This is a genomic window from Kitasatospora sp. NPDC002522, assembly GCF_053595195.1.
On sequence record NZ_JBSFXE010000040.1, the window covers coordinates 14,696 to 40,236 of the forward strand.

At 73.0% G+C, this 25,541-nt stretch carries 22 protein-coding genes; 9 read left to right on the forward strand and 13 right to left on the reverse strand.

From position 1 onward, the window contains the following. Window positions 1-216 precede the first annotated feature (216 nt). Complete coding sequence (locus ACWD4U_RS27770; protein ID WP_363458363.1) at window positions 217-1,311, forward strand: trypsin-like serine peptidase; 1,095 nt, start codon at window positions 217-219, stop codon at window positions 1,309-1,311. A 55-nt stretch (window positions 1,312-1,366) separates the two neighbouring features. Next, a complete protein-coding gene (locus ACWD4U_RS27775) occupies window positions 1,367-2,527 on the forward strand; it encodes a trypsin-like serine peptidase (protein ID WP_363458361.1) in 1,161 nt (386 codons plus the stop codon). A gap of 66 nt (window positions 2,528-2,593) precedes the next feature. Here ACWD4U_RS27775 and hflX read toward each other — a convergent pair whose 3' ends face one another. The 5 genes from hflX to miaA form a co-directional block, all read right to left on the reverse strand. Continuing rightward, on the reverse strand, window positions 2,594-4,096 hold the full coding sequence (gene hflX, locus ACWD4U_RS27780) for a GTPase HflX (RefSeq protein WP_363458359.1): 1,503 nt from the start codon (window positions 4,094-4,096) through the stop codon (window positions 2,594-2,596). Between the two features lie 7 nt (window positions 4,097-4,103). After that, window positions 4,104-6,368 (reverse strand): RelA/SpoT family protein, encoded by a 2,265-nt coding sequence (locus ACWD4U_RS27785; protein ID WP_363458357.1) that lies wholly within the window; start codon window positions 6,366-6,368, stop codon window positions 4,104-4,106. A 188-nt stretch (window positions 6,369-6,556) separates the two neighbouring features. Then, complete coding sequence (gene dapF / locus ACWD4U_RS27790) at window positions 6,557-7,444, reverse strand: diaminopimelate epimerase (RefSeq protein WP_363458355.1); 888 nt, start codon at window positions 7,442-7,444, stop codon at window positions 6,557-6,559. A gap of 62 nt (window positions 7,445-7,506) precedes the next feature. Beyond that, on the reverse strand, window positions 7,507-7,944 hold the full coding sequence (locus ACWD4U_RS27795; RefSeq protein WP_363458353.1) for a hypothetical protein: 438 nt from the start codon (window positions 7,942-7,944) through the stop codon (window positions 7,507-7,509). Window positions 7,945-8,285: 341 nt separating this feature from the next. Beyond that, window positions 8,286-9,242 carry a tRNA (adenosine(37)-N6)-dimethylallyltransferase MiaA gene (gene miaA / locus ACWD4U_RS27800; RefSeq protein WP_363458352.1) on the reverse strand — a complete coding sequence of 319 codons (957 nt, stop codon included), beginning with the start codon at window positions 9,240-9,242 and terminating at the stop codon, window positions 8,286-8,288. A gap of 119 nt (window positions 9,243-9,361) precedes the next feature. On the opposite strand from miaA, the gene ACWD4U_RS27805 reads away from it, so the two are divergent. Continuing rightward, window positions 9,362-9,586: an antitoxin gene (locus tag ACWD4U_RS27805; protein WP_363458350.1), complete on the forward strand. Its 225-nt coding sequence runs from the start codon at window positions 9,362-9,364 to the stop codon at window positions 9,584-9,586. Window positions 9,587-9,605: 19 nt separating this feature from the next. On the opposite strand, the gene ACWD4U_RS27810 is transcribed toward ACWD4U_RS27805, so the two are convergent. Both ACWD4U_RS27810 and miaB read right to left on the reverse strand, forming a co-directional pair. After that, a complete protein-coding gene (locus tag ACWD4U_RS27810; protein WP_363458348.1) occupies window positions 9,606-10,301 on the reverse strand; it encodes a class III extradiol ring-cleavage dioxygenase family protein in 696 nt (231 codons plus the stop codon). A gap of 211 nt (window positions 10,302-10,512) precedes the next feature. Next, window positions 10,513-12,000, reverse strand: coding sequence for a tRNA (N6-isopentenyl adenosine(37)-C2)-methylthiotransferase MiaB (gene miaB, locus ACWD4U_RS27815; protein WP_363458385.1), 1,488 nt, complete (start codon window positions 11,998-12,000; stop codon window positions 10,513-10,515). 72 nt (window positions 12,001-12,072) lie between these two features. Here miaB and ACWD4U_RS27820 point away from each other — a divergent pair, with 72 nt between their 5' ends. Continuing rightward, window positions 12,073-13,098, forward strand: a complete 1,026-nt coding sequence (locus ACWD4U_RS27820; RefSeq protein ID WP_363458346.1) for a TAXI family TRAP transporter solute-binding subunit — start codon at window positions 12,073-12,075, stop codon at window positions 13,096-13,098. A gap of 18 nt (window positions 13,099-13,116) precedes the next feature. Here ACWD4U_RS27820 and ACWD4U_RS27825 read toward each other — a convergent pair whose 3' ends face one another. Together ACWD4U_RS27825 and ACWD4U_RS27830 are read right to left on the reverse strand one after the other, a co-directional pair. Further along, window positions 13,117-14,547 carry a sensor histidine kinase gene (locus tag ACWD4U_RS27825; protein ID WP_363458344.1) on the reverse strand — a complete coding sequence of 477 codons (1,431 nt, stop codon included), beginning with the start codon at window positions 14,545-14,547 and terminating at the stop codon, window positions 13,117-13,119. 6 nt (window positions 14,548-14,553) lie between these two features. Then, the gene (locus ACWD4U_RS27830; RefSeq protein ID WP_363458342.1) at window positions 14,554-15,273 is read right to left on the reverse strand and encodes a response regulator transcription factor; all 720 of its coding nucleotides are present in this window, start codon (window positions 15,271-15,273) and stop codon (window positions 14,554-14,556) included. Between the two features lie 357 nt (window positions 15,274-15,630). Here ACWD4U_RS27830 and ACWD4U_RS27835 point away from each other — a divergent pair, with 357 nt between their 5' ends. From ACWD4U_RS27835 to ACWD4U_RS27855, 5 genes are all read left to right on the forward strand, one after another. After that, the gene (locus ACWD4U_RS27835) at window positions 15,631-16,398 is read left to right on the forward strand and encodes an amino acid ABC transporter ATP-binding protein (RefSeq protein ID WP_449787334.1); all 768 of its coding nucleotides are present in this window, start codon (window positions 15,631-15,633) and stop codon (window positions 16,396-16,398) included. 95 nt (window positions 16,399-16,493) lie between these two features. Continuing rightward, entirely contained in the window at window positions 16,494-17,396 is a 903-nt protein-coding gene (locus ACWD4U_RS27840) for a glutamate ABC transporter substrate-binding protein (RefSeq protein WP_363458340.1), read from the forward strand. A gap of 53 nt (window positions 17,397-17,449) precedes the next feature. After that, the gene (locus ACWD4U_RS27845) at window positions 17,450-18,100 is read left to right on the forward strand and encodes an amino acid ABC transporter permease (RefSeq protein ID WP_363458338.1); all 651 of its coding nucleotides are present in this window, start codon (window positions 17,450-17,452) and stop codon (window positions 18,098-18,100) included. Further along, window positions 18,097-18,930, forward strand: a complete 834-nt coding sequence (locus ACWD4U_RS27850; RefSeq protein ID WP_363458336.1) for an amino acid ABC transporter permease — start codon at window positions 18,097-18,099, stop codon at window positions 18,928-18,930. Before ACWD4U_RS27845 ends, ACWD4U_RS27850 begins: the two co-directional genes overlap by 4 nt. Window positions 18,931-19,019: 89 nt before the next feature. Next, window positions 19,020-20,726: an FAD-dependent monooxygenase gene (locus ACWD4U_RS27855; RefSeq protein WP_363458334.1), complete on the forward strand. Its 1,707-nt coding sequence runs from the start codon at window positions 19,020-19,022 to the stop codon at window positions 20,724-20,726. A 73-nt stretch (window positions 20,727-20,799) separates the two neighbouring features. Here ACWD4U_RS27855 and rny read toward each other — a convergent pair whose 3' ends face one another. From rny to ACWD4U_RS27875, 4 genes are all read right to left on the reverse strand, one after another. After that, on the reverse strand, window positions 20,800-22,200 hold the full coding sequence (rny, locus tag ACWD4U_RS27860) for a ribonuclease Y (protein WP_363458332.1): 1,401 nt from the start codon (window positions 22,198-22,200) through the stop codon (window positions 20,800-20,802). A 137-nt stretch (window positions 22,201-22,337) separates the two neighbouring features. Further along, on the reverse strand, window positions 22,338-23,153 hold the full coding sequence (locus ACWD4U_RS27865; RefSeq protein WP_363458330.1) for a regulatory protein RecX: 816 nt from the start codon (window positions 23,151-23,153) through the stop codon (window positions 22,338-22,340). Window positions 23,154-23,277: 124 nt separating this feature from the next. Further along, window positions 23,278-24,381, reverse strand: coding sequence for a recombinase RecA (gene recA, locus ACWD4U_RS27870; RefSeq protein WP_363458328.1), 1,104 nt, complete (start codon window positions 24,379-24,381; stop codon window positions 23,278-23,280). Window positions 24,382-24,535: 154 nt separating this feature from the next. Beyond that, the gene (locus ACWD4U_RS27875; protein ID WP_363458326.1) at window positions 24,536-25,519 is read right to left on the reverse strand and encodes a terpene synthase family protein; all 984 of its coding nucleotides are present in this window, start codon (window positions 25,517-25,519) and stop codon (window positions 24,536-24,538) included. Window positions 25,520-25,541 lie beyond the last annotated feature (22 nt).

Below are 25,541 nucleotides of genomic sequence, written 5' to 3' on the forward strand. Positions count from 1 at the left end.
TACCTATCCCGCGCGTCCCGGCACAAGATCAGCTCACTCGTTCCAGTGACTTTCCGACGATCACTCACCCGTCCGTGTGAGAGCTGCGACCCTGACGCGCCGTCACGGTCACGTTTCGGTGACCGGACGTCAACAGGAGCGCACCGCCCGCGAGGCCGTCGGGGACGGATGGAAGACTGTCCCTCGGGGAGACGGACTGCCACAGGGGGATGGACGATGGCGATCGGGCGTCGGGCCGTGGCCGCACTGACCGCGGCGGCCGTGCTGTGCGGGGTCGCCGCGTGCACCTCGGGCGGCGGCGACGGGGGCGAAGGGCCGCACGGCTTCGCCGAGTTGAAGCACTGGGGCTTCGCCGACTGGGACCGCTGGGCGCAGCGGCACGGCTTCCGCAACCCGGCGGTGCCGGGCCTGTGGAGCGCCGAGCGGATGGACCAGGCGCCGCCGCAGCAGCCCGCCGCCGTCCCCGAGCCGTCGCCCGCCTCGCCCGCGCCGTCCTCGGCCGCGCCGTCGGCTTCCGCCTCGGCCCCGGCCGCGCCGCCCGCCGTGCAGGCCCAGCCGGTGCCGCGGCCCTACACCGGGTACCCGGCCTCCGGGAAGGTGTTCATGACCGCGCCGAACGGCGGCACCGGCCAGTGCTCGGCCACCGTGGTCGCCTACCCGCAGCACCCCGGCAAGTCCGACCTGGTGTGGACCGCCGCGCACTGCGTCCACGAGGGCAAGGGCGGCGACTGGTACAAGAACCTGGTCTTCGTGCCCGCCTACAACTCCTCCGGCGCGGCCAGCGACCACCACAAGGCGGCCCTCGCCGAGATCGCCCCGCTGGGCCAGTGGTGGGCCGACCAGGTGATCACCTCGCCGCTGTGGACCACCGAGGGCACCCGGGGCGGCGACGCCGCCAACCAGTACGACTTCGCCGTGATGAAGGTGCACGGACCCGAGGGCGAGCAGCGCTCGCTGGAGGAGGTGATCGGTACCGCCGTGCCGGTCTGGTTCGACGCCCCGCGCGAGCAACTCGCCATCCAGGCCTGGGGATACCCGGCCACCCCGCCCTTCGACGGCCAGGAGCTGCAGCGCTGCGACTCCGGCCGCCCGGGCTCCCGCAGCTTCGACGCGAACCGCCCGGCGATGCTGGTGATCGGCTGCACGATGACCGGCGGCGCCTCCGGCGGCGGCTGGTTCGCCGACGGCCCGGACGGCCGCCAGCGGCTGGTCAGCAACACCTCGATCGGCACCCAGGCGCACACCGCGCTGAACGGCCCCTACCTGGAGGGCGTCGCCCGCCAGGCACTCGACTACATCTCCCGGAAGTGACCCCGCGTCACCTCCACCCGACAGTCCGACCGCCAGACGAACACGGGGATCGCCCATGACCACCACCACGCACCGCACGCCGCGCCGCGGCCGGGCCGCCGCCGCGGCGGCCCTGGTGACCGTCCTCGCCCTGACCGCCACCGCCTGCCAGAACGACGACCCGAAGCCGGGCGTCGCCGCGAGCGGCACCGCCTCCAAGCCGAGCATCGACCTGAAGGACATCCAGGACGCCCTCGCCAAGGTCGCCAGCTGGACCGCCGACGACTGGGCGGACTGGGCCTCCAAGCACGGCTTCAAGCCCGAGGACGTCGCGGCCCTCAAGGACTTCTGGGACCAGGGCAAGCTGAACTCGGCCAAGGGCGTCAAGCCCAAGGAGGCCAACGTCGCGCAGGCCAAGACGCCGACCCGGGCCGAGGTGGTCTTCCCGAACGCGATCCCCGCCAAGGCCCAGCCGCACCCCTACAACCCGGACACCGCGGTGGTCGGCAAGATCTTCATGCAGATCGCCGCCGACAGCTACGCCGAGTGCTCCGGCACCGTGGTCGCCGACCCGCAGCACCCCGGCAAGTCCAACCTGGTGTGGACCGCCGCGCACTGCGTCCACGAGGGCAAGGGCGGCGACTACTTCAAGAAGATCAGCTTCGTGCCCGCCTACAACAAGGCCGGCGCGGCCAGCAACGGCAGGAAGGGCACCTTCGAGCAGGTCGCCCCGCTCGGCGTGTGGGCGGCCCGGAACATCTACGTGATGCCGCAGTGGGGCGCCGAGGGCGGCGAGAAGGGCGGCCCGGCCAGCCAGTTCGACTTCGCGGTGATCCGGGTGGTCAACCAGAACGGCGGCAGCAAGTCGCTGGAGGAGACGGTCGGCGGCGCCGTCCCGATCTGGTTCGGCGCCCAGCCCGACCAGATCACCACGCCCTCCGCCTACGGCTACCCCGCCGACGACCCGTTCGACGGCCAGGAGCTCGAGCACTGCGACTCCGCGGCCAAGCCGACCCCGTACGTCTACGACGCCTCCCGGCCGCCGATGCTCTCCATCGGCTGCACCATGACCGGCGGCTCCAGCGGCGGCGGCTGGTTCACCCGGCACGACGGCAAGCTCGCCCTGTTCTCCAACACCTCGGTCGGCAACACCCCCACCAGCATGCTGGCCGGCCCCAACCTGGGCCAGGACGCGAAGCGGATGTTCGACGCGTTCCTGCAGTCCAAGCAGCAGTAGGCGGCAACGCGAAGGGGTGCGGGGAACGGCCTGCGCCGTTCCCCGCACCCCTTCGGTGCGACGTGCCTACGCGGTGACGACCGCGAAGCGCTCCAGCTCGCTCGCCAGCGTCGCCGCCACCTTGGCGTGCAGCAGGGTGCCCTCCGCGGTGTGCTCGGTGGCGAGCAGCTCGCCCTCCGCGTGCACCCGGGAGACCAGGTCGCCGCGGGTGTAGGGCACCACGACCCGGACCTCGACGGCCGGGCGCGGCAGCTCCTGGTCGATCAGCGCCAGCAGCTCCTCGATGCCCTGCCCGGTGCGGGCCGAGACCACGATGGCGTGCGGCTCGCGGCGCAGCAGCCGCTGCAGGACCGTCGGGTCCGCGGCGTCCGCCTTGTTGATCACCACGATCTCCGGCACGCCCTGCGCCTCGACCGACACGATGACCTCGCGGACCGCGGCCAGCTGGGTCTCCGGCTCGGGGTGCGAGCCGTCGACGACGTGCAGGATCAGGTCGGCGTCGCCGACCTCCTCCATGGTGGAGCGGAACGCCTCGACCAGGTGGTGCGGCAGGTGCCGGACGAAGCCGACGGTGTCGGCCAGCGTGTACACCCGGCCGCTCGGGGTCTGCGCCCGGCGGACGGTCGGGTCCAGGGTGGCGAACAGCGCGTTCTCCACCAGGACGCCGGCCCCGGTGAGCCGGTTGAGCAGCGAGGACTTGCCAGCGTTGGTGTACCCGGCGATGGCCACCGAGGGCACCTGGTGGCGCCGCCGCTCCTGCCTCTTGGTGTCGCGGCCCTTCTTCATCTCGGCGATCTCCTTGCGGAGCTTCGCCATCTTCTCGCGGATCCGCCGCCGGTCGGTCTCGATCTTGGTCTCACCGGGACCACGGGTGGCCATGCCGCCGCCCGAGGAGCCGGAGCCACCGCCACCCATCTGCCGGGACAGCGACTGACCCCAACCGCGCAGCCGCGGCAGCATGTACTGCATCTGCGCCAGCGAGACCTGCGCCTTGCCCTCCCGGGACTTGGCGTGCTGGGCGAAGATGTCCAGGATCAGCGCGGTGCGGTCGACCACCTTGACCTTGACCACGTCTTCGAGGTGGATCAGCTGACCGGGCGTCAGCTCACCGTCGCAGACCACGGTGTCGGCACCGGTGGAGGCGACGATGTCGCGCAGCTGCTGGGCCTTGCCGGAGCCGATGTAGGTGGCGGCGTCGGGCTTGTCGCGGCGCTGGATCACGCCGTCCAGGACCTCGGAACCGGCGGTCTCGGCGAGGGCGGCGAGCTCGGCCATCGAGTTCTCCGCCTCCTCCAGCGTGCCGTCCGTCCACACGCCGACGAGCACCACGCGCTCCAGGCGGAGCTGGCGGTACTCGACTTCGGTGACGTCCTGCAGTTCGGTGGAGAGCCCGGCGACACGGCGAAGTGCGGCGCGCTCGGAGCGGTCGTACTGCTCTCCGTCGTAGGTGTTGCCGAGGTCCTCGTCGATCGCCGCGAGGTCCTCGTCCATCAGGGCTTCCGCCTTGAGGTCGGCGAGTCGGCTGGCGGACTCGCTCGATCGGGTGCGGCTGTCGAACGTGGAGGTCATTGCATCCTTAGGTTGATCTGATCGTGCTCTCGGACAACACGGCGGAGTCGCCGTGAATTCCCCACGATGGTCGCACGCCCGCTGTGCCCGAGTCATCCCCATTACCGGCCGCCGCGCCGCCGCGGCCGGGCGGGACGCCGGGTGCCTCCTCCAGCCCGCCGGGCCGGTAGACGTCGTAGACGCCGGAGACCCGCAGCATCGCCCGCATCACCGCGGGCAGCGCCGCGGCGTCCGGCAGCTCGACGGTGTAGGTGTGCCGGACCCGCAGCTGGCGGGGCGGTTCGACGTCGGCGGAGAAGATCGACACGTCCTCGCCGGAGATCGCCGCGGTCAGGTCGGCCAGCAGCCGGGGGCGGTTCAGCGCCTCGGCGTACAGGGTGGCGCGGTAGCCCCAGCGCGGGGCGCCGCCGGGCAGCCAGGCCACCTCCAGCGGGCGGCGGCCGGTGCGCAGCATCCGCTCGCCGGTGGCGCAGTCGGACCTGTGCACGGCGACCGCGCCGCCGCGGATCAGGAAGCCGGTCACCCGGTCGGGCGGCACGGGGGTGCAGCAGCGGGCCAACCGGACGGCGGCGCCCGGCAGTTCGGGCACCTCGGCGGGGGCGGCCGCGGGCGCGGCGGGCAGCGCGGCGGGCAGCGGCGCACCGGTGGTGGGGGCCTGCTCCTCGGCGGGGGCGGGCGGCGGGCGCTGGGCGAGCCGGCGCTCGATCGCGAGCCGGGCGGCGGGGGTGCGGACGAACTCGGGCCACTGCGGGTCGGGGCCGCTCTCCTCACCCGCCGGGGCGGTGATCACGCCGAGCACGTCGCCGTCGCGCAGTTCGGTGGAGAGCGCGGTGAGCCGGCCGTTGACCCGGGCGCCGATACATCGGTGGCCGATCTCCTCGCCGAGCAGGTAGGCGGCGTCCAGGCAGCTCGCCGCGGCGGGCAGGTGCAGGGTGACGCCGTCCTCGGTGACGGCGGTGATCTCCCGGTCGTCGGAGAGGTCGGCGGTCAGCGCCGTCCAGAAGGCGTCCGGGTCGGGGATGTCCTGCTGCCACTCCAGCAGCCGGGCCAGCCAGCCGGGGCGGGCCGGGTCGGTGCGGTCATCGCCGTCCTCCTCGGCGCCCGGCGCGGCCGGCCCGCCGTGCGGGTCGCCGAGCGCGACCACGCCGGTCTCGGCGATCTCGTGCATCCGGCGGGTGCGCACCAGCACCTCGATCACCTCGCCGCCGGGCAGCGCCACGGCGGTGTGCAGCGACTGGTACAGGTTGAACTTGGGCGCCGCCACGAAGTCCTTGAACTCGCCGGGCAGCGGCGTCCAGCAGGTGTGCAGCTCGCCGAGGACGGCGTAGCAGTCGGCGTTCTCGTCGACCACCACCAGCAGCCGGCCGAAGTCGCCGGGGCGCAGGCCGGCCCCGTCGGCGGCGGCGCCGCGCCCCAGCAGCACCCGGTGCAGCGAGACCCGGTGCCGGGGGCGGACGGTGACGGTGGCGGCGATCCCGGCCTCGGCGAGCTGGCGGCCGAGCTCGGCGGCGAACGGGGTGAGCACGGCGTCGCCCTCCGCGGCGCGGGCGACGGCGATCGCCCCGGCCCGCTCGTACTCCTCGGGGTGCAGGGTGGCGAACACGATGTCCTCGAGCTCGGCCTTGACCACCTGGATGCCCAGCCGCTCGGCGAGCGGGATCAGCACGTCCCGGGTCACCTTGGCGATCCGGACCTGGCTGGCCGGCTTCATGTGCCGGATGGTGCGCATGTTGTGCAGCCGGTCGGCGAGCTTGATCACCATCACCCGGACGTCGTCGCCGGTGGCGACCAGCATCTTGCGGAAGGTCTCGGGTTCGGCGGCGGCCCCGAAGTCGACCTTCTCCAGCTTGGTGACGCCGTCGACCAGGTAGGCCACCTCGGGGCCGAAGTCCTCGGCGACCTGAGCCAGCGTCACCTCGGTGTCCTCGACCGTGTCGTGCAGCAGCGAGGCGACCAGTGTGGTGGTGTCCGCGCCGAGCTGGGCGAGGATCATGGTCACCGCGAGCGGGTGGGTGATGAACGGCTCGCCGCTCTTGCGGGTCTGGCCGCGGTGGCTCTCCTCGGCGAGCCGGTAGGCCCGGCCGAGCAGCGCCAGGTCGGCGTTGGGTCGGTGCACCCGGTGGGCCTGGACGATCGGCTCGATCGCGTCCGGGAAGGGGGTCCGCCCGGTGGCCAGCAGGGCCGCCCGGCCCGCCCGGCCCAGCGCGGCGCGGCTGAACCGGCCCGCCTGCTGCTTGGACGGCGAGTCCGCCGACTCGGAGCGGATGGTCATCTGCACCTCCGGCAGCAACACCGGAGCGACGGCCGACCCGGTGGTCCATGCTACCGAGCAGACCACGTTCCGCGAGCCCCCGCTTCCCCTCCGTCACCCGGATCACCCGAACGGGGGGATTAACCCGATCCCGGGCTGGGAAGCGGGGCCTGACGCCGCATCGGGCCCGCGACCGGCGCGGGCTGACGCTACTTCAGCACGCCCTCGGCGACGATCACCGCGGGGCCGGTCATCTCGATCCGGCCGTCCGGGAACTCCTCGATCACCAGCCGCCCGCCGGGCACGTCCACGGTGTAGCTGACGGGCCGTCCGGTGACGGCCGGGTCGTTGCCGTCGCGCCGGGCCGCGGCCACCGCGACCGCGCAGGCGCCGGTGCCGCAGGAGCGGGTCTCGCCGGAGCCGCGCTCGTGCACCCGCATCGCCACGTGCCGCTCGCCGCGGTCGACCACGAACTCCACGTTGACGCCCTGCGGGTAGACCCCGTCGGGCGCGGTGGCCGGCGCCTCGTAGAGGTTCCCGGCGTCGGCGAGGTCGGCGACGAAGGCCACCGCGTGCGGGTTGCCCATGTTGACGTTGAGCGCGGGCCAGCTGTGCGCGCCCACGGTGACGGTGATCCCGTCCGGGCCGGGCAGCCGGGCGCTGCCCATGTCCACGGTGACCTGGCCCGGGGCGCCGTCCGCGGCGTCCTCGGCGATCCGCACCCGGCGCACGCCGGCCCGGGTGGCGACCGCCAGCGGGCCCGGCTTCGCGTGGCCGGCGTGCACCAGGTAGCGGGCGAAGACCCGCACGCCGTTGCCGCACATCTCGGCGATGGAGCCGTCGGCGTTGCGGTAGTCCATGAACCACTCGGCCTCGTCGGCCATCGCCGCCGCGGCCGGGTCGGCCGCCGAGCGGACCACCCGGAGCACGCCGTCGGCGCCGATGCCCGCCCGGCGGTCGCAGAGTGCGGCGACCGTCTCGGCGGGCAGTTCCAGCGCGCCGTCCGGGTCGGGGATGATCACGAAGTCGTTCTGGGTGCCGTGCCCCTTGAGGAAGGCCGTCCCGCTGATCCGCTCGATGCCGCTGCGCTCGCTCACACCATCGATCGTAGCCGTCCGCCGCGCTCGGGCCCGAAGCCGTCCGGGCAGCGGACGGGCCGTCAGCCGCGCAGCTGCACGACCCGCCACAGGGCCAGCGCCAGGGCGGCGCACACCAGCAGGGTGTAGACCACGATCGCCTTCCACCCGGCCCGCTCGGCACTGCCGCGGCGCGGCACCCCCGGCCACTTGTAGCCGGCCCGGCGGGCGGCCATCGCGCCCCAGCCGACCGAGGCGGCGGTGATCAGCAGGCCCAGCATCCCGATCATCGCGGTGGCGCCGTCGCTGCCGAAGGCCAGCGGGAAGGCGAACATCAGCGAGCCGATCATCGCGGTGCCGGCGATCGGCAGGATCTGCCACCAGCGCAGTCGGCGGCGCGGGCGGATGTCCCGCTCGTGCACCACGCCGGCCACGCCGAGGTCGTCGATCGCCGGGAGGGCGACCGCGTACGAGGTGGTGGGAACGGCGAGTTCGGGAAGAGTCTCCGAACCGTCGGACATACCGCCGATCAGCTCATCGGTTTCGGGGCCGGTACCCGTTGACACGCGGCCTCCCCTGACGGCTCGACACGAGCTCACAGGCTCGCGGGCGGTGAGGCCGGCCCGCGTGCCGGGCCTCGGTGCTACCGATGATGGCATGTGCAAGCAGTCGGACAGGGCGTCCCACGGCTTGATCGGGTGATCCGATGCCAGGACGTGATCCCGCCGTGACCGCCGGTTCCTTCTGCACCTGCGCCTGCCGGTGCAGCTGCCCGAGCAGCTGGCCGGATCGGGTCGGTTCGCAGCCGAAACCCGCCGGTCAGCCGGATTGCGCCGCTGGTCGGCGGGCTACCCGGCACCGGTCAGGACGCGCCGTCCCGGTCGATCAGTTCCAGCGAGCGGCCCAGCAACTCCACCGGGTCGGCGCCCTCGGGTCGTTCCAGCCAGTGGATCCGCTCGTCCCGGCGGAACCAGGACTCCTGCCGCCGGGCGAACCGGCGGGTCGCCCGCACCGTCTCCGCGCGCGCCTCGTCCTCGGTGCACTCGCCCGCGAAGTACGCCAGCACCTGCTGGTAGCCGAGCGCCCGACTCGCCGTCAGCCCCTCCCGCAGGCCGGCCTTCTCCAACTCCCGCACCTCGTCCAGCAGCCCGGCCTGCCACATCCGGTCCACCCGCAACTCGATCCGGGCGTCCAGCTCCGGCCGCGGCACCTGGACGCCGATCTGCACCGCCCGGTAGACCTCCCGCTGGACCGGCAGGTTCGCGGTGAACGGCTTCCCGGTGATCTCGATGACCTCCAGCGCCCGGACGATCCGCCGCCCGTTGCTCGGCAGGATCGCCTCCGCCGCCGCCGGGTCCAGCTCCGCCAGCCTGCGGTACAGCGCCCCCGGGCCGACCGCGGCCAGCTCCTCCTCCAGCCGGGCCCGCACCGCGGCGTCCGTACCCGGGAACTCCATCTCGTCGACCGCCGCCCGCACGTACAGCCCCGAGCCGCCGACCAGCACCGGGATCCGCCCGGCCGCCAGCAGCCGGTCCATCTCGGCCCTGGCGAGGCGCTGGTACTCCGCCACCGACGCGGTCTCGGTCACGTCCCAGACGTCCAGCAGGTGGTGCGGGATGCCGCCGCGCTCCTCGACGGTCAGCTTCGCCGTGCCGATGTCCATCCCCCGGTACAGCTGCATCGAGTCGGTGTTCACCACCTCCCCGCCCAGCTCGCGGGCGATCGCCACCGCCAGGTCGGACTTGCCGGCGGCGGTCGAACCGACCACCGAGACGACCCGGCGGGGGGAAGCGGACGAGGAGGAGGGGGAGCTGCTCACCCCTCCAGTCTCGCAAAAGCCACGTGGTGTCCGTGTCACGGGCACCACCGAGGGGGATGATCCGTTGTGTCTGGGACGGATCCGACCCGATGAGCCCCGATAAGCGAGGAATGCGCGCAATGAGCCTGATGGACAACCTCAAGGGCAAGGCCGAGGAGCTCAAGGAGAAGGCCAGCGAGCTGGCCGGGAAGCACGGCGAGAAGATCGACACCATGGTCGACAAGGCCGGTGACACCATCGACCGCGCCACCAAGCACAAGTACAGCGAGAAGATCGAGAGCGGCACCGCCAAGGCCAAGCACGCCCGCGACGACTTCGCCAGCAAGCCCAAGGACGGCGACTGACCGGCCGGGAGCGGCGCGCTCAGCGCCAGGAGGCCACCAGGTAGCCGACGCCGTACGGCGCTGCGTCGTACCGCAACTCGCCGGTCAGCCCGGCGCCGGTCGCGGCGCCCGCGAGCACCTGCCACGGGGCCCGGCCCTCGGCCGCCAGCTCGGCCGCCAGCTGCGGGTCGAGGGCGGCCAGCGCCACCGGGTCGGCCGCAGCGAGGGCCTCGGCGATCGCCGCGTCGTACGGTTCGGCGCGCTCGTCCAGGTAGCCCGGCGCCTTGACGGAGCGCCGGGCGCTGCCGTCGCCGAGCACCAACAGGCCGACGCGGTCGGCGAGTTCGGCCAGACCCTGGCCTAGGCCGAGGAGCCGCTCCGGGGCGGTGTCCGGGCGCACCGCGACCGCGTGCGTCGGCACCCGCGCCCCGGCCTCCTCCAGCAGCCACGCCCCGACGGTCAGCGACGGCGGCAGCTCCGGCCCGTCGACCCCGCCGAGCGGCAGCCGCACCGCCTTCGCCACCCCGTACCGGTGGAACGACCCGGCCCCGCCCTCGGTCCAGACCCCGCCCCGCTCGCCGACCCCCACCGCCACGACCAGCTCGACCGCCCCGGCCAACTCCCTGACGGCCTCCAGGCAGGCGGCCCGCAACTCGGCGGCCTCCGCCGCAGCCCCCGCCGCGACCTCAGGCACGAGCAGCGGCGGGCAGGGGCACACGGCGGCGGCAACAAGCATGACGATCACTCTACGCTGGCGCGAAACAGGGGCGCTGGGGGCACCTCCCGGCCCCCCTCGGGGCTGGGGGCGGAACTGCGCGAGCAACCGGCAGCCCACCGCAAGGTCGCGCCGCGAGTGCAAGTGACTGCCGACGGCGCGACCTGGCTGGTGGGTGCCTTCCGCTGCGCGCAGTTCCCCGCGCCCCTGACGGTGCGACCTGCCGAAGGCATCAGTCGCAGCCGCAGCCCGGGGCCGCGTCGACCGCCGCCGGCTTGGGGGCGCCGATGCCGGGGAGGCCCAGCATGACGCCGGCGGGCTTCGCGGGGGCGGCCTGGCGCTTCTCCCAGGCGTCGCCCGCGCGGGTGCGGCGGACGTCGAGGACCGGGCCCTCGGCGAGCAGGTGGTGCGGGGCGGCGTAGGTGATCTCGACGGTCACCATGTCGCCGGGGCGCACCCCGCCCTCGGGCCGGCTGAAGTGGACCAGCCGGTTGTCGGGGGCGCGGCCGGAGAGCCGGTCGGTGCGGTCGTCCTTCTTGCCCTCGCCCTCGGCGACCAGGATCTCGAGCTTGCGGCCGACCTGCTTCCTGTTCTCCTCCCAGGAGATCTCCTCCTGGAGGGCGATCAGCCGGTCGTAGCGCTCCTGCACCACGGCCTTGGGGATCTGGTTCTCCATCTCGGCGGCGGGCGTGCCGGGCCGCTTGGAGTACTGGAAGGTGAAGGCGTTGGCGAACCGGGCCTCGCGGACGGTGTGCAGGGTCTGCTCGAAGTCCTCGTCGGTCTCGCCGGGGAAGCCGACGATGATGTCGGTGGAGATCGCGGCGTCCGGCATCGCCTCGCGCACCTTCGCGATGATGCCGAGGAAGCGTTCCTGCCGGTAGGAGCGTCGCATCGCGCGCAGCACGGTGTCGGAGCCGGACTGCAGCGGCATGTGCAGCTGGTGCATCACGTTCGGCGTCTCGGCCATCGCGGCGATCACGTCGTCGGTGAAGTCGCGCGGGTGCGGCGAGGTGAAGCGGACCCGCTCCAGCCCCTCGATCTCGCCGCAGGCGCGCAGCAGCTTGCTGAACGCCTCGCGGTCGCCGAGGTCGGACCCGTAGGCGTTGACGTTCTGGCCGAGCAGGGTGACCTCGACGACGCCCTCGGCGACCAGCGCCTCGACCTCGGCGAGGATGTCGCCGGGCCGGCGGTCCTCCTCCTTGCCGCGCAGCGCGGGGACGATGCAGAAGGTGCAGGTGTTGTTGCAGCCGACCGAGATGGCGACCCAGGCGGCGTACGCGGACTCCCGCCGGGTGGGCAGCGTGGAGGGGAAGGTCTCCAGCGACTCGAGGATCTCGACCTGGGCCTTCTGCTCGACCGCGGCGCGCTCCAGCAGGGCGGGCAGGTGGCCGATGTTGTGGGTGCCGAAGACCACGTCGACCCAGGGGGCCTTGCGGACGATGGTCTCGCGGTCCTTCTGGGCGAGGCAGCCGCCGACGGCGATCTGCATTCCGCGGTTGGACTGCTTGGCGGGGGCGAGCCGGCCGAGGTTGCCGTACAGCTTGTTGTCGGCGTTCTCGCGGACCGCGCAGGTGTTGAAGACCACCAGGTCCGGGTCGCCGTCGCCGGCGGCCTTGGTGTACCCGGCCTCCTCCAGCAGGCCGGACAGCCGCTCGGAGTCGTGGACGTTCATCTGGCAGCCGTAAGTGACGACCTTGTAAGTTCGCAAGCTCTCCTCCATACCCACAGAGCAAGGGTACGGGCAGCGGGAAGGGCCTCCCGCCGGGCGGCCCCGGCTGGCACTATCCCTGTCATGGCCGATACGAACGAACCGACCCGGCTGGGTGCAGCGCTGCGGTCCGCCGCCCGCAGCCGGCTGTGCCGGGCGGCGGCGGTGCTGCTGCTGATGGCGGGCGGTCTGGGTGGCTGGTGGTTCTCGTCGGCGGAGCGGGCGGCGTCGCCGCACGGGGAGGTGGCGTTCGCCACCGGGGTCCCGCGCGGGGTGTACGACCGGTACGGGACGCTGCTGAAGCAGCACATGGGCCGGGACATGCCCGGGGTGAAGGTCCGGCTGGACAACTCCGAGGGCTCGCTGGACAACCTGGAGCGGGTGGTCTCCGGCCGGGACGACTTCGCGATGGCCACGGCGGACGCGGTGGCGAGCTTCGACAACCCGGCCAAGCCGAAGCTGCGGGCCATCGCCCGGCTGTACGACGACTACATGCAGCTGGTGGTGCCGGCCGACTCCAAGGTCCGCACCGCCGCGGACCTGCGCGGCCTGCGGGTGGGCGTGGGGCAGCCCAAGTCGGGCGTGAACCTGGTGACCCGGCGGCTGCTGCAGGCGGCCGGGCTGAACCCCGACAAGGACGTCCTGCCGGCGCCGCTCGGGGTCGGCGACGCGGCGGACAAGCTGCGCGCCGGGCAGCTGGACGCGTTCTTCTGGTCCGGCGGCCTGCCCACCGCGGCGCTGACCGACCTGTCCGAGCAGACCAGGATCCGGATCGTCCCGCTGGGCGACCTCTCCGACCGGCTGCACCAGTTGGAGGGCGGCGGGGTGGACGCCTACCGGGCCGCGACCATCCCGGCGGACTCCTACCCGCACATGCAGTCGGCGGACACCGCCGTCCCGACGGTGGCGGTGCCCAACCTGCTGGTGACCCGGGCGGACGTGGACCCGGCGCTGGTGGAGCGGCTGACCCGGGTGGTGATCGACAGCCGGGACGGCATCGGCCTCCAGGTGCACGCCGCGCAGCTGGTGGACCTGCGCACCGCGGTGTACACCGACCCGCTGCCGCTGCACGAGGGCGCGCGGCGCTACTACGTCTCGGTCAAGCCCTGACGGCCGCCTGAGGGGCCGTCACCTCCGGTTGTGGCGGGGGACGGTGAGCAGCACCCGCAGGCCGCTGGGTTCGGCGGGCGCGAAGTCCAGCGAGCCGCCGCCGGCCAGCAGCAGGGTGCGGGCGATGGACAGGCCGAGGCCGGAGCCGTCGACGTTCTGGTGGCGGGAGGAGCGCCAGAACCGGTCGCCGATCCGGGCGAGCTCCTCCTCGGTGAGGCCGGGTCCGGCGTCGGCGACGGTGACGGTGACCTCGTCCTTGCTGATCACCAGGCCGACCTGGACGGCGCTGCCGGGCGGGGTGAACTTCAGCGCGTTGTCGACGACCGCGTCCAGGGCGCTGCCGAAGCCGATCGGGTCCGCCCAGGCGTGTGCCAGCGGGGGTCCCTGCCAGCGCAGTTCGACGCCGCGCTGGTCGGCGAGCGGGCGCCAGGCGTCGATCCGGGCGCGGACCAGCGAGGCCAGGTCGACCGGTTCGGGCTCGGGGCGGGCGCCCTCGGCGGTGGCCAGGCCGAGCAGGTCGTCGAGGACCCGGGCGAGCCGGGCGCCCTCCTCGCGGACCGCGGCGATCTCCACCTCGTGCCCCTCGGGCAGTTCCAGGCCGATCAGCTCGACCCGCAGCAGCAGCGCGGCCAGCGGGTTGCGCAGCTGGTGGGAGGCGTCCGCGACGAAGGCCCGCTGCTGGTCCATGGCGAGCACCACGTGGTCCGCCATGTCGTTGAACGAGATGGCCAGGCGCCGCAGTTCGGGCGGTCCGCCGCTGGGGGCGACCCGGGCGTTCATCCGGCCGGTGGCGATGTCGTGGGTGGCTCGGTCGAGGGTGCGCACCGGGCGCAGCACCCAGCCGGTGAGCCGGACGGCGAGCAGGATGGCGACGATCATGGCGAGCGCCTCGCCGCCCGCGACGACCAGCCAGCGGTGCAGGATGCGCGAGCGCAGCGGCCCGGTGGGCGACTCGGTGAGTACCACGGCGACCACGTCGCCGTCGCGGACCACCGGCAGCGCGACGGTGAGGGTGCGCTCCTCGGTCCACGGCCAGACCTGCGGCGGGTTGTGGCTGCGCCGGCCGGCCAGCGCCTCCCGGTAGGCCTGGTCGCCTGGGCCTGTGTGCGGGACCTGCCAGTCGGCCGGGCCGACCGCGACGGCGCTGCCGTCGCGGCGGAAGACGCCGATCCGGCTGCCGTACAGCTCGTGGTAGCGGGTGACCTCGGCGGTGAGGGCGTGCAGGCGGCCGGCGTCGCCGGGGCCGGGGTCCGGCTCGCCCTTGACGGCGGTGGCGCTGGCCCAGCCCTGGACCGGCAGGTCCTGGGCGAAGCGGGCGCCGTCGTCGATCCGGTCGACCACCACGGCGGACTGCTCGGAGGCCGCGACCAGGTACGCCAGTGGCACCCCGAGCGCGGCCAGCACGCAGGCCATCAGGGCGATCAGGATGCCGAGCAGGCGGTTGCGCACGGGAGGTCAGTGCTCCGGCTCTCCGGCGTCGGGCTGATCGGGGATCAGCCGGTAGCCGACGCCGCGGACCGCCTCGACCAGCCCGGGCAGGCCGAGCTTGGTGCGCAGCGAGCCGATGTGGACCTCCAGGGTGCGGCCGTTGCCCTCCCAGCCGGAGCGCCAGACCTCGCTGAAGATCTGCTCGCGCCGGTAGACCACGCCGGGGCTCTGGGCGAGCAGCGCCAGCAGGTCGAACTCCTTGCGGGTGAGCGGCACGTCGCGGCCGTGCACGGAGACCCGGCGGCGTTCGCGGTCGATCTCGACGCCGCGGGAGGCGAGCGGCCCGCTCCCGGCGGCGGCCGCGTCCTCGGCGGGCTGCGGGGTGCCGCGGCGGGCCACCGCGTGGATCCGGGCGAGCAGTTCGCCCATGTCGTAGGGCTTGACCACGTAGTCGTCGGCGCCGAGGTTGAGGCCGTGGATCCGGGAGCGGATGTCGGCCCGCGCGGTCACCATGATCACCGGCACGCCGCTGCCGGCCCGGATCCGGCTGCACACCTCGAAGCCGTCGCGGTCGGGCAGGCCGAGGTCGAGCAGCACCACCCGGTACGGGTCGCTGCCGTCCGGGACCAGCGCGTCGAGCGCCTCGTGGCCGCTGCGGGCGTGCCGGACCTGGAATCCGTGCCGGCTGAGCACCGCGACCAGGGCGGCCGCGACACGGTCGTCGTCCTCGACCAGGAGCAGGCGCATCCGGTCCCTCTCTGCGGTGTGGTTCGGGTGCGGCCGGGCCGCTTGTCATGGCGGGGCCCTACGGTGGATCGGGCCATCCTGGCATCCATCCCCATCCGGCGTCACCCGGTCAACCCGCTCCGGCAGTCCGTTACTGAGCCGGTATCCGCAACCCCCCGACTACCGGGCGTAGCCGAACCGTGATGCTCAAGTTCCCCTCAGATCGGCTGACGGAGCGTCGTGCACCTGCCTAAAGTCACCCCCGACCGGGGGCTGCGGGCTCCGCCGGCTCCGGCCCCCGGCATCAGACGGACGATCACCGGCTCTGCGGTCCAAGCGAGTTGGCCCCGGGATCCGAGGACGAGGAAGCGAGCCGCGATGACCGAGAACAGCGCCGTGCCGGCCGAGGCGACCCCGCTGGTGGTGCTGAGCGGGGTGAACAAGCACTTCGGCGCGCTGCACGTGCTGCAGGACATCGACCTGGAGATCGCCCGCGGCGAGGTCGTGGTGCTGATCGGCCCGTCCGGCTCCGGCAAGTCCACGCTGTGCCGCACCATCAACCGCCTGGAGACCATCGACTCCGGCAGCATCACCGTGGACGGCCGCCCGCTGCCCGCCGAGGGCCGCGAACTGGCCCGGCTGCGCGCCGAGGTCGGCATGGTCTTCCAGTCGTTCAACCTGTTCGCGCACAAGACCGTGCTGGAGAACGTGGTCCTCGCCCAGGTCAAGGTCCGCAAGGTCCCGAAGGCCGAGGCCGAGGCGACCGCCCGCGAGCTGCTCGACCGGGTCGGGGTGGGCGCGCAGGCCGACAAGTACCCCGCGATGCTCTCCGGAGGCCAGCAGCAGCGCGTGGCCATCGCCCGCGCGCTGGCGATGCGCCCCAAGGTGATGCTGTTCGACGAGCCCACCAGCGCCCTGGACCCGGAGATGGTCAACGAGGTGCTGGAGGTCATGCGTTCGCTCGCCGCCGACGGCATGACGATGGTCGTCGTCACCCACGAGATGGGCTTCGCCCGCTCCGCCGCCAACCGCGTGCTGTTCATGGCCGACGGCCGGATCGTCGAGGAGAACACCCCCGAGGCGTTCTTCACCGCTCCGCGCAGCGACCGCGCCAAGGACTTCCTCTCGAAGATCCTGCAGCACTGAAGCCGAAGTTGATCCAGCATCAGTCCGTTCGATATCTGTTCTTTCGATTGAGCCCGGCGCCGGCCGTGGCCACTACCGAGGAGAAGAACGCCCGCATGAAGGCCCGTCGTACCGCCGCAGTCGCCCTGTCCGTGCTCGCGCTGACCGCGGTCGCCGCCTGCGGCAAGGACGGCTCGCCGAGCGCGTCGTCGAACGACTCCGCGGCTCCGCAGCTGCCCACCTACACCGTCAAGACCGACGTCAAGCTCGACGCCTCGCCGGTCTGGACGGAGGCGAAGAAGCGCGGCAAGCTCCGCATCGGCGCCAAGTCCGACCAGCCGTTCCTCGGCTTCGAGGACCTGCAGACCAACAAGCGCAACGGCTTCGACATCGAGATCGCCAAGATGATCGCCGCCGACCTGGGCTTCTCCGCGGACCAGATCGAGTTCACCACCGTCGTCTCCGCCAACCGCGAGACCTCCATCGGCGGCGGCCAGATCGACTACTACGTCGGCACCTACTCGATCAACGACAACCGCAAGAAGTCGGTCTCCTTCGCCGGCCCGTACTACATCGCCGGCCAGGACCTGCTGGTCAACAAGGACAACACCGACATCACCGGCCCCGAGGCCACCAAGGGCAAGTCGGTCTGCACCGTCACCGGCTCGACCTCGATCGACAAGATCAAGACCTACGGCGCCAACGTCACCGCGTACGACACCTACACCCAGTGCGTGGAGAAGCTGCTGACCAAGGAGGTCGACGCGGTCACCACCGACGACGCCATCCTCAAGGGCTACGCCGCCAAGAACGCCGGCAAGCTCAAGGTCGTCGGCAAGACCTTCTCCACCGAGAAGTACGGCGTCGGCCTGAAGCTCGACGACGCGGCCCTGCGCGGCGCGATCAGCGACGCCCTCAAGGCCCACGAGGACAACGGCGACTGGAAGAAGGCCTACGACGCGACCCTGGGCCTGTCCGGCTCCGCCGCGCCGGCCGTCCCCGCCCTCGAGCGCTACTGACCCGCCCCCGGTCCCCGCGACCGGAATTGAACTGAGAAAGGAGGGCCGCCGGCATGGGCATACTGTTCGAGGACGGCAACTTCCCGCTATTCGTCCACGGGTTCCTGAAGACGCTCGAACTGAGCGCGCTCAGCGCCCTGTTCGCACTCGTGCTGGGCACCGTGCTGGCGGCCTTCCGGGTCTCCCCCGTACCCGTCCTGCGCACCTTCGGCACCGCCTGGGTGACCGTCTTCCGCAACACCCCGCTGACCATGCTGTTCTTCGCGGTCACCTTCGTGCTGCCGCCGCTGGACGTGCACTTCGACAGCTTCACGCTCGCGGTGATCGCCCTCAGCGTCTACACCGGCAGCTTCGTCTGCGAGGTGCTGCGCGCCGGCATCAACACCGTGCCGCTCGGCCAGGCCGAGGCCGCCCGCAGCCTGGGCATGGGCTTCGGCCAGACCCTCTCGCTGGTGGTCCTGCCGCAGGCGGCGCGCACCGTGCTCGCCCCGATGGGCTCGGTGTTCATCGCCCTGCCGCGCAACTCCGCCATCGCCGGCGGATTCAACGTCGCCGAGCTGTTCAGCGTCCAGAAGACCCTGACCGAGAAGGGCTACGCCATCGTCGCCATCTTCGTCTGGCTGGCACTCGCCTACCTGGTGATCAGCTTCGCGATCAACGCCGTGTTCTCCACCCTGGAGCGTCGCCTGGCGGTGGCCCGATGAGCACCACCCGCGCCGCCGCCTCGGTCCTCTACGACGTCCCCGGCCCCAAGGCCCGCCTCCGCTACCGCCTGTTCGGCGCGCTCGGCGCACTCGGCATCGCCGCGCTGCTCTGGTACGCCGTCAGCAGCCTCGCCGACGCCGGCCAGTTCGACGCCGACCTGTGGTCGATCTTCCAGTACACCACCGTCCAGCAGCGCATCCTCGACGGCGTGCTGGCCACCCTGGAGGCCTTCGCGCTGTCCGCGGTGGGCTCGCTGGTGCTCGGCGCGCTGCTCGCCGTCGGCCGGCTCTCCGACCACCGCCCCATCCGCGCCGTGGCCACCGCCGTGGTCCAGTTCTTCCGCGCGATGCCGCTGCTGATCATGATCTTCGCGCTGTACCAGGCCGCGTTCGGCGCCCACCCGCTGTGGGCCCTGGTCATCGGCCTGACGCTCTACAACGGCGCCGTCCAGGCCGAGGTCATCCGCACCGGCATCAACGCCGTCCCGCGCGGCCAGGCCGAGGCCGCCTACGCCCTCGGCCTGCGCAAGACCCAGGTGATGGCCATCGTCCTGATCCCCCAGGCGGTGCGCTCGATGCTCCCCGCGATCATCGGCCAGCTGGTCGTCACGCTCAAGGACACCTCGCTCGGCTACATCATCACCTACCCCGAGCTGCTGTGGGAGATGAAGATCATCGCCACCAACTCGGACGGCTACCCGTACATCCCGGTCGTCCTGGTCGGCACCCCGATCTACATCCTGCTGTGCCTCGCCCTCACCGGCCTGGCCCAATGGATCGAGGCCCGCGGCCGCCGCGGCGCGAACCGGCGCACCACAGCCGCTGCTTGACGGACACCCAGGTGATCTGTTGCATTGCTCTTCGTGACACCACCTGGGACCTCCCACCCGGCATATGACGCACCGGCAGCGCGCCCCGCATGCCCGAAGGCCCCGACATGGATCCGGTGATCATCGTCGGGGCCGGACCGGTCGGTCTGGCCCTGGCTCTCGCGCTGGCCCGCAACGAGGTGCCCAGCATCGTCCTGGACGAGGGCACCGGCGTCTGCCCGGAGAGCCCGCGCACCGTGGTGCTCGGCGCCGAGAGCGCCGCCTCCCTGGCCCGGATCGGCTACACCCGGGTCGCCTCCGACGCCGCCCGCTGGGACGCCTTCACCATCTGGCGCCGCCGCAGCGAGGTGCTGCGCCTGCCGCTCGACCAGGAGCCCGTCCTCCACCTCGCCCAGCACCGCCTCCAGCGCGGCCTGCGCGACGCCGCCAGCGCCACCCCGCTGATCCGGCTGCACCCGCTGCACCGGGTCGCCGAGCTCTCCCAGGACCGCGACGGCGTGACCGTCCGCACCACCTCCCAGGACGGCGACACGTGGTGGCGCGGCAGCCACCTGGTCGGCTGCGACGGCGCCCGCTCCACGGTCCGCAAGCTGCTCAGGATCCGCTTCCCGGGACGCCCCGCCGTCGACCGGCACGCGGTCGCCACCGTCCGGGTCGACCTGCCCTTCCCCGGCGAGGCCCGCCTGCACCGCGAACCCCCGTGGCGCGGCGACCGCGAGGCCTCCGCCCGCCCGCTCCCGGACGGCCTCTGGCGGCTCGACTGGCGGCTGCCCCCCGGCCGCCCGCAGTCCACCGAACCGGTCGATCCGCACGCCACCTGGCCCGGCATCGTCACCGGCGACACCCTGCTCACCCGGGTCAAGTCCGCCCTCACCGGCTGGTGCGGCGAACTGCCGCCCCATCAACTCCTCGCCGCCGCCGACCACACCTACCAGCAGCGCCTCGCCGCCCGCTTCCGGACCGGCCGCTGCTTCCTGGCCGGCGACGCCGCCCACCTGCACGGCGCCCTCGGCATGCAGAACCTCGCCGACGGCCTGCGCGACGCCGACAACCTCGCCTGGCGGCTCGCCCTCGCCTGGCACCTGCCCCCCGGCGCCGCCACCGCCGACAGCGCCCTGCTCGACGGCTACGAGTCCGAACGCCGCAGCGCGGTCGGCGCCCGGCTGCGCGCCGTCGACCAGACCATGCCGCTGCTGCGACCGCTGCGCGGCTGGGCCGAGACCCGCCGCTCGCTGCTCTCCGGCTCCTTCCGCAAGCACGCCCCGCTGCTCGCCGACGGCCAACTCGGCACCGGCCGCTTCGGCGGCGCCCCCGCCTACCCCGCCGCCCCCTCCGGCGTCCCCGCCCGGGTCCCGGTCCAGCGCGGCGCCGGACGCAGCACCTCACTCAGCGAGCAGCTCCCCGCCACCGCCCCCGGCGTGCTGGTCCCGGACCTGCCCGTGGTCACCGCCGACGGCACCCTCGACACCCTCCGGGCCCGCCTCGGCACCGCGTTCCTGCTCGTCCTGGTCGCCCCCGGCACCACCGTCTGGTCCGCCGAACACTGGCTCGGCGCCGGCCTCATGCCCCGCCTCGCCGACCTCGCCGACGCGCTCCCCGTCCCCACCGAGGTCCTCGTCACCGACACCTACCCCGGCGCGACCCCCCACACCGTCCTGCTCATCCGCCCCGACGGCCACCTCCTCGGCTCCACCCCGGGCCTCCACCCCGAAACCCTCCACACCCTGGCCGCGCCGCTGAACGCCAGCCACGAGGGGCGCGGGGAACTGCGCGAATCGGAAGGCACACGTCCGTGAGGTCGCGCCGAGGAGATCCAGCTGCACGTGGACGCGGCCCGGCGGTGCCAGAACGGTCGCCCGCGCGGGTTCGTCAGCGCGCGACCTCGGTCGCCCGCGACTCCCGCACCACGGTGATCCGGATCTGCCCCGGGTAGGTCAGCTCCTCCCGCACCTGCCGGGCCACCTCCCGGGCGATCTCCTGCGCCCGCGTGTCGTCCACGAGCTCCGGCTGCACCATCACCCGGACCTCGCGCCCGGCCTGCATCGCGAAGACCTTCGTCACGCCGTCGTGCGCCCGCGCGATCTCCTCCAGCCGCTCCAGCCGTCGCACGTACGCCTCGACCGACTCCTTGCGCGCGCCCGGCCGGCCGGCCGAACAGGCGTCGGCGGCCTGGGTGAGCACGGCCTCCACGGTCTTGGGCTCGACCTCGCCGTGGTGCGCCTCTATCGCGTGGACGACCTCCGCCACCTCGCCGTGCCGCCGGGCGAACTCCGCGCCGATCGCGGCGTGGCTGCCCGGCACCCGGTGGCTGAGCGCCTTGCCGATGTCGTGCAGCAGCGCGGCCCGCCGCACCGGCTCCGGGTCGACCCCCAGCTCGGCGGCCATCATCCCGGCCAGGTGCGCGGACTCCACCAGGTGCCCGAGCACGTTCTGCCCGTACGACGTCCGGTACCGCAGGGTGCCGAGGGTGCGCACCAGTTCCGGCGACATCTCGCCGCCGCCGACCGACACCGACAGCAGGGCGTCCTCGCCGGCCCGCACGCACAGCCGCTCGACCTCGCCCCGGCTGCGCTCGTGCGCCTCCTCGATCCGGGCCGGGTGGATCCGCCCGTCGGTGAGCAGCGACTCCAGGGTCAGCCGGGCGGCCTCCCGGCGGACCGGGTCGAAGCTGGAGAGCTGGACCAGTCCGGGGGTGTCGTCGACGATCAGGTTGACGCCGGTGACCGCCTCGAAGGCCCGGATGTTGCGGCCCTCACGGCCGATCACCCGGCCCTTCATGTCCTCGCTGGGCAGCCGCAGGGTGGTCAGCACGGAGTCCGAGGTGTGCTCGACGGCGAGGCGCTGGATCGAGGCGGCGATGATCTCCCGGGCCCGGCCCTCGCCCTCGTCGACGGCCCGCCGCTCGATCTCCCGGACGGTCAGCGCGGCCTCCCGGCGGGCCTCCGACTCGGCGGCGCGGACGAGTTCGCCGCGGGCCTGCTCGGCGGTGAGCCCGGCGGTGCGCTCCAGCTGCCGGACGCTCTCGGCGGTCCGGCCGGCGAGCTCGTCGCGCACCCGCTCGGCGTCGAGGGCGCGGGCGGCCAGCTCGTCCTCGTGCAGGTGCAGCCGGGCGAGTTCGGCGGTCAGGCGCTGCTCACGGCGGTCGAGCTCGGCGCGGCGCTGGCGGAGCATCAGGAATCCGGCGGCCAGCACCAGCACCAGCGCCCCGATCAGGACGAGTGCCGCCAGCAGCAGGGAGGAACCCGATCCGGCGCTCTGAGCGATCCCCATCCGGCCACTCCCCGTCCTGCGCATGCTGCCGCTGAGGCGACCTCCGCGATCGTCCTACCACTGACTGTGAGGCTAGGCGGAGGTTACGAAACGGTCAAGATGCGATCGAGATCTGGCTCCGATGATCTGATCAACTGTCACCAGGGATCGCTTTCTTCCCCCACTGACGAGTCGTCAACCCCCTCCGCGTCCAGGGCCTCCCGCACCACCCGGTAGGCCAGACCCTCCGCGTAGCCGCGCCGGGCCAGCACCCCGACCAGCCGCCGGATCCGCACCTCGCGGTCGAGGCCGGCGGTGGAGCGCAGCTTGCGGGCCGCCAGCGCCCGGGCGGCCGCGGACTCGTCCTCCTCGTCCACCTGCGCCAGGGCCCGCTCCGCGGTGTCGCCGCTGACGCCCTTGGTCCGCAGCTCCTGGGCGAGCGCCCGCCGGGACAGCCCGCGCACCGCGTGCCGGGACTCCACCCAGGCCTCGGCGAAGGCCGCGTCGTCGATCAGCCCGACCTCCTCCAGCCGGGACAGCACCTCCTCGGCCACCTCGTCCGGGATCTCCCGCCGCTTCAGCGCATCGGCCAGCTGCTTGCGGGACTTCGCCGCCCCGGTCAGCAACCGCAGGCAGATGTCCCGGGCCCGCTCGGCCGGATCGCCCTGCGCCTCGGCCTTCGCGCCGGACTCGGCCTTCGTGCTGGACTCGGTCCCGGCCTCGGACCCGGCCTTCCGCCGCGCACGCCGCTCCCGCGGCAGCTCCTCGTCCTGCGCGCCGCGCGCCGGACCGACCGGCAGCTCCCCCAGCGCACTGCGCCGGCGCCGCCGCCCCCCGGCCAGCTCGGACGCCCGCACCAGCCCGGGCAACTCCCCGGCCGCCGGCTCCCCGAGTTCGGGCTCCTCGGCCGCCGCGGCGAACCACTCGGGCGGCCCGACCTCGTCCGGCCCGACCTCGTCCGGCTCCTCAGCCACGGCCGCGAACCAGTCCGGCGGCCCGACCGGGGCGGGGCTTTCCTGCTCCCATACGCCCGCACCGGGCTCGTCCTCGGACGGGCCCGGTGCCGGGTGCTCACTGCTGTGATGGTGCGTCAACGGCTCAACCCTTGGCAGCGGCCGCCGTCTTCTTCGCCGCGGCCTTGGCGGGCGCGGCGGCGGCGGGGATCTCCACCGCGGGGGCGGCCTCGCCCTCGGCGGCGGCCGGGGGCTTCGGGCCGATGCCGAGCTTGCCCTTGATCTTGACCTCGATCTCGTCGGCCAGCTGCGGGTTGTCGCGCAGGAAGTTGCGGGCGTTCTCCTTGCCCTGGCCGAGCTGGTCGCCCTCGTAGGTGTACCAGGCGCCGGACTTGCGGATGAAGCCGTGCTCCACGCCCATGTCGATCAGGCCGCCCTCGCGGCTGATGCCCACGCCGTAGAGGATGTCGAACTCGGCCTGCTTGAACGGCGCGGCGACCTTGTTCTTGACCACCTTGACGCGGGTGCGGTTGCCGACCGCCTCGGTGCCGTCCTTCAGGGTCTCGATGCGGCGGATGTCCAGACGCACCGAGGCGTAGAACTTCAGCGCCCGGCCACCGGTGGTGGTCTCGGGGGAGCCGAACATCACGCCGATCTTCTCGCGCAGCTGGTTGATGAAGATCGCGGTGGTGTTGGACTGGTTCAGTGCACCGGCGATCTTGCGCAGCGCCTGGCTCATCAGGCGGGCCTGCAGGCCGACGTGCGAGTCGCCCATCTCGCCCTCGATCTCGGCGCGCGGCACCAGCGCGGCCACCGAGTCGATGATCACCAGGTCGATCGCGCCGGAGCGGATCAGCATGTCGGTGATCTCCAGCGCCTGCTCGCCGGTGTCCGGCTGGCTGACCAGCAGGGCGTCGGTGTCCACGCCGAGCTTCTTGGCGTACTCGGGGTCGAGCGCGTGCTCCGCGTCGACGAAGGCGACCGTGCCGCCGGCCTTCTGCGCGTTGGCGGCCAGGTGCAGGGTCAGCGTGGTCTTGCCGGAGGACTCGGGTCCGTAGATCTCGATCACCCGGCCGCGCGGGATACCGCCGACGCCCAGCGCCACGTCGAGGGCGGTGGACCCGGTGGAGATCACCTCGACCGGCTCGTTCGCCTTCTCCCCGAGACGCATCACCGAGCCCTTGCCGAACTGCCGCTCGATCTGGGCGAGCGCGGCCTCCAGGGCCTTCTCGCGGTCCGTTCCTGCCATGGCTTCCACCCTCGGGTTCTGTGCTGTGCGCTTCATCGTCACCGACGCTAGCGCGTCCCACCGACAATCGGCCCCGATCGGGCTCAGCCTGTGGAAAACTCCTCGCCGAAGAGTACAAAGAACATGCGTTCGATTCCAACCCTACGGGAGCGACTCAGGCCGAGGCGTAGCGCCCGGTCTCCAGCAGCCAGTCGTGGTACCCCCGGACGCTGCTACAGCTCGCAGCCATCCAGGAGACCGCCGCCGCCCGTTCGTCCCCCGGCGGGAGCTGCTCCGCCAGGTCCCGTGCCAGCTCGCCGAGTTCCGCCACCCACTGCCGTACGCTGTGCGCGACCTCCGCCGTCGCCTGCGACTCGCTCAGCCCGCGGTGGTGCATCAGCGAGATCACCAGGTTGTGGTTGTCCCCGCAGGCCCGTTCCCGCTCCAGGGACGCGATGTCGTTGATCGCGCCCTTGATGTCGGCGGTCAGCTGGACCAGCGGATCGAGCAGCACCCGTACCGGCGAGGAGAGCTCACCGGTGCCCACGCGCTGGAGCAGTTCGAGCGAGAGCGGGTCCGCCATGCATCTCCGCTTGAGGGCGATGAGTTCGTCCGGGGCCAAGACCAGCCCGTCCCTGCGGTGGACGGTCTCCTCCGGATAGCTGCGCATCCACACGTCGATCTCGCTGAGCAGTCGCCCCCGCCACTCCGGACCGGCTCCCCGGGAGGTCCAGGACACCAGATCGGCGAAGGCCCGCGCGAAGGGATCGGTGGGCGCAGGCGACGGGCGGCCGCTCCGCAGCGCCTCGTTGGTCTCCAGGTAGTGGTCGACGACGGCCTTGGCGGCGTCGGCGTCCGACGACAGCGGCGCGGCGTCGAACCGGTCGTCGAACAGGTGCAGCCAGGTCATCCACGCGCAGTAGAGCCGGGTGTCGTCGCGCGACCGGCAGATCGGGCTGTAGTACGCGGTGAACAGGGGCATGCGGATCGCTGCGATCGCTTGCCAGCCCGTCGGCGAGGCGACCAGACCGTGGGCGGCGAGCCACTCCCGTAGCCACTCGCTCAGGACGTCCTCGTGCTCGAACGCCTCCGACGCCGGGATCCGCGGGATCCCGGCGCACAGTTCCTCGTGGACCATCCGGGAAGGGGACACGGACACCTCGTCTTCTCTCGTCGACCTC

Bases quoted from the DNA above. Each gene is read 5' to 3' on its own strand.
- ACWD4U_RS27795 (WP_363458353.1), bottom strand. From the start codon at position 7,944: ATGTCCGACGGTTCGGAGACTCTTCCCGAACTCGCCGTTCCCACCACC.
- ACWD4U_RS27770 (WP_363458363.1), top strand. From the start codon at position 217: ATGGCGATCGGGCGTCGGGCCGTGGCCGCACTGACCGCGGCGGCCGTG.
- ACWD4U_RS27845 (WP_363458338.1), top strand. From the start codon at position 17,450: ATGGGCATACTGTTCGAGGACGGCAACTTCCCGCTATTCGTCCACGGG.
- ACWD4U_RS27775 (WP_363458361.1), top strand. From the start codon at position 1,367: ATGACCACCACCACGCACCGCACGCCGCGCCGCGGCCGGGCCGCCGCC.
- ACWD4U_RS27810 (WP_363458348.1), bottom strand. From the start codon at position 10,301: ATGCTTGTTGCCGCCGCCGTGTGCCCCTGCCCGCCGCTGCTCGTGCCT.
- ACWD4U_RS27785 (WP_363458357.1), bottom strand. From the start codon at position 6,368: ATGACCATCCGCTCCGAGTCGGCGGACTCGCCGTCCAAGCAGCAGGCG.
- ACWD4U_RS27830 (WP_363458342.1), bottom strand. From the start codon at position 15,273: ATGCGCCTGCTCCTGGTCGAGGACGACGACCGTGTCGCGGCCGCCCTG.
- recA (WP_363458328.1), bottom strand. From the start codon at position 24,381: ATGGCAGGAACGGACCGCGAGAAGGCCCTGGAGGCCGCGCTCGCCCAG.
- ACWD4U_RS27820 (WP_363458346.1), top strand. From the start codon at position 12,073: ATGGCCGATACGAACGAACCGACCCGGCTGGGTGCAGCGCTGCGGTCC.
- ACWD4U_RS27855 (WP_363458334.1), top strand. From the start codon at position 19,020: ATGCCCGAAGGCCCCGACATGGATCCGGTGATCATCGTCGGGGCCGGA.
- ACWD4U_RS27850 (WP_363458336.1), top strand. From the start codon at position 18,097: ATGAGCACCACCCGCGCCGCCGCCTCGGTCCTCTACGACGTCCCCGGC.
- hflX (WP_363458359.1), bottom strand. From the start codon at position 4,096: ATGACCTCCACGTTCGACAGCCGCACCCGATCGAGCGAGTCCGCCAGC.
- miaB (WP_363458385.1), bottom strand. From the start codon at position 12,000: ATGGAGGAGAGCTTGCGAACTTACAAGGTCGTCACTTACGGCTGCCAG.
- ACWD4U_RS27835 (WP_449787334.1), top strand. From the start codon at position 15,631: ATGACCGAGAACAGCGCCGTGCCGGCCGAGGCGACCCCGCTGGTGGTG.
- ACWD4U_RS27840 (WP_363458340.1), top strand. From the start codon at position 16,494: ATGAAGGCCCGTCGTACCGCCGCAGTCGCCCTGTCCGTGCTCGCGCTG.
- ACWD4U_RS27805 (WP_363458350.1), top strand. From the start codon at position 9,362: ATGAGCCTGATGGACAACCTCAAGGGCAAGGCCGAGGAGCTCAAGGAG.
- rny (WP_363458332.1), bottom strand. From the start codon at position 22,200: ATGGGGATCGCTCAGAGCGCCGGATCGGGTTCCTCCCTGCTGCTGGCG.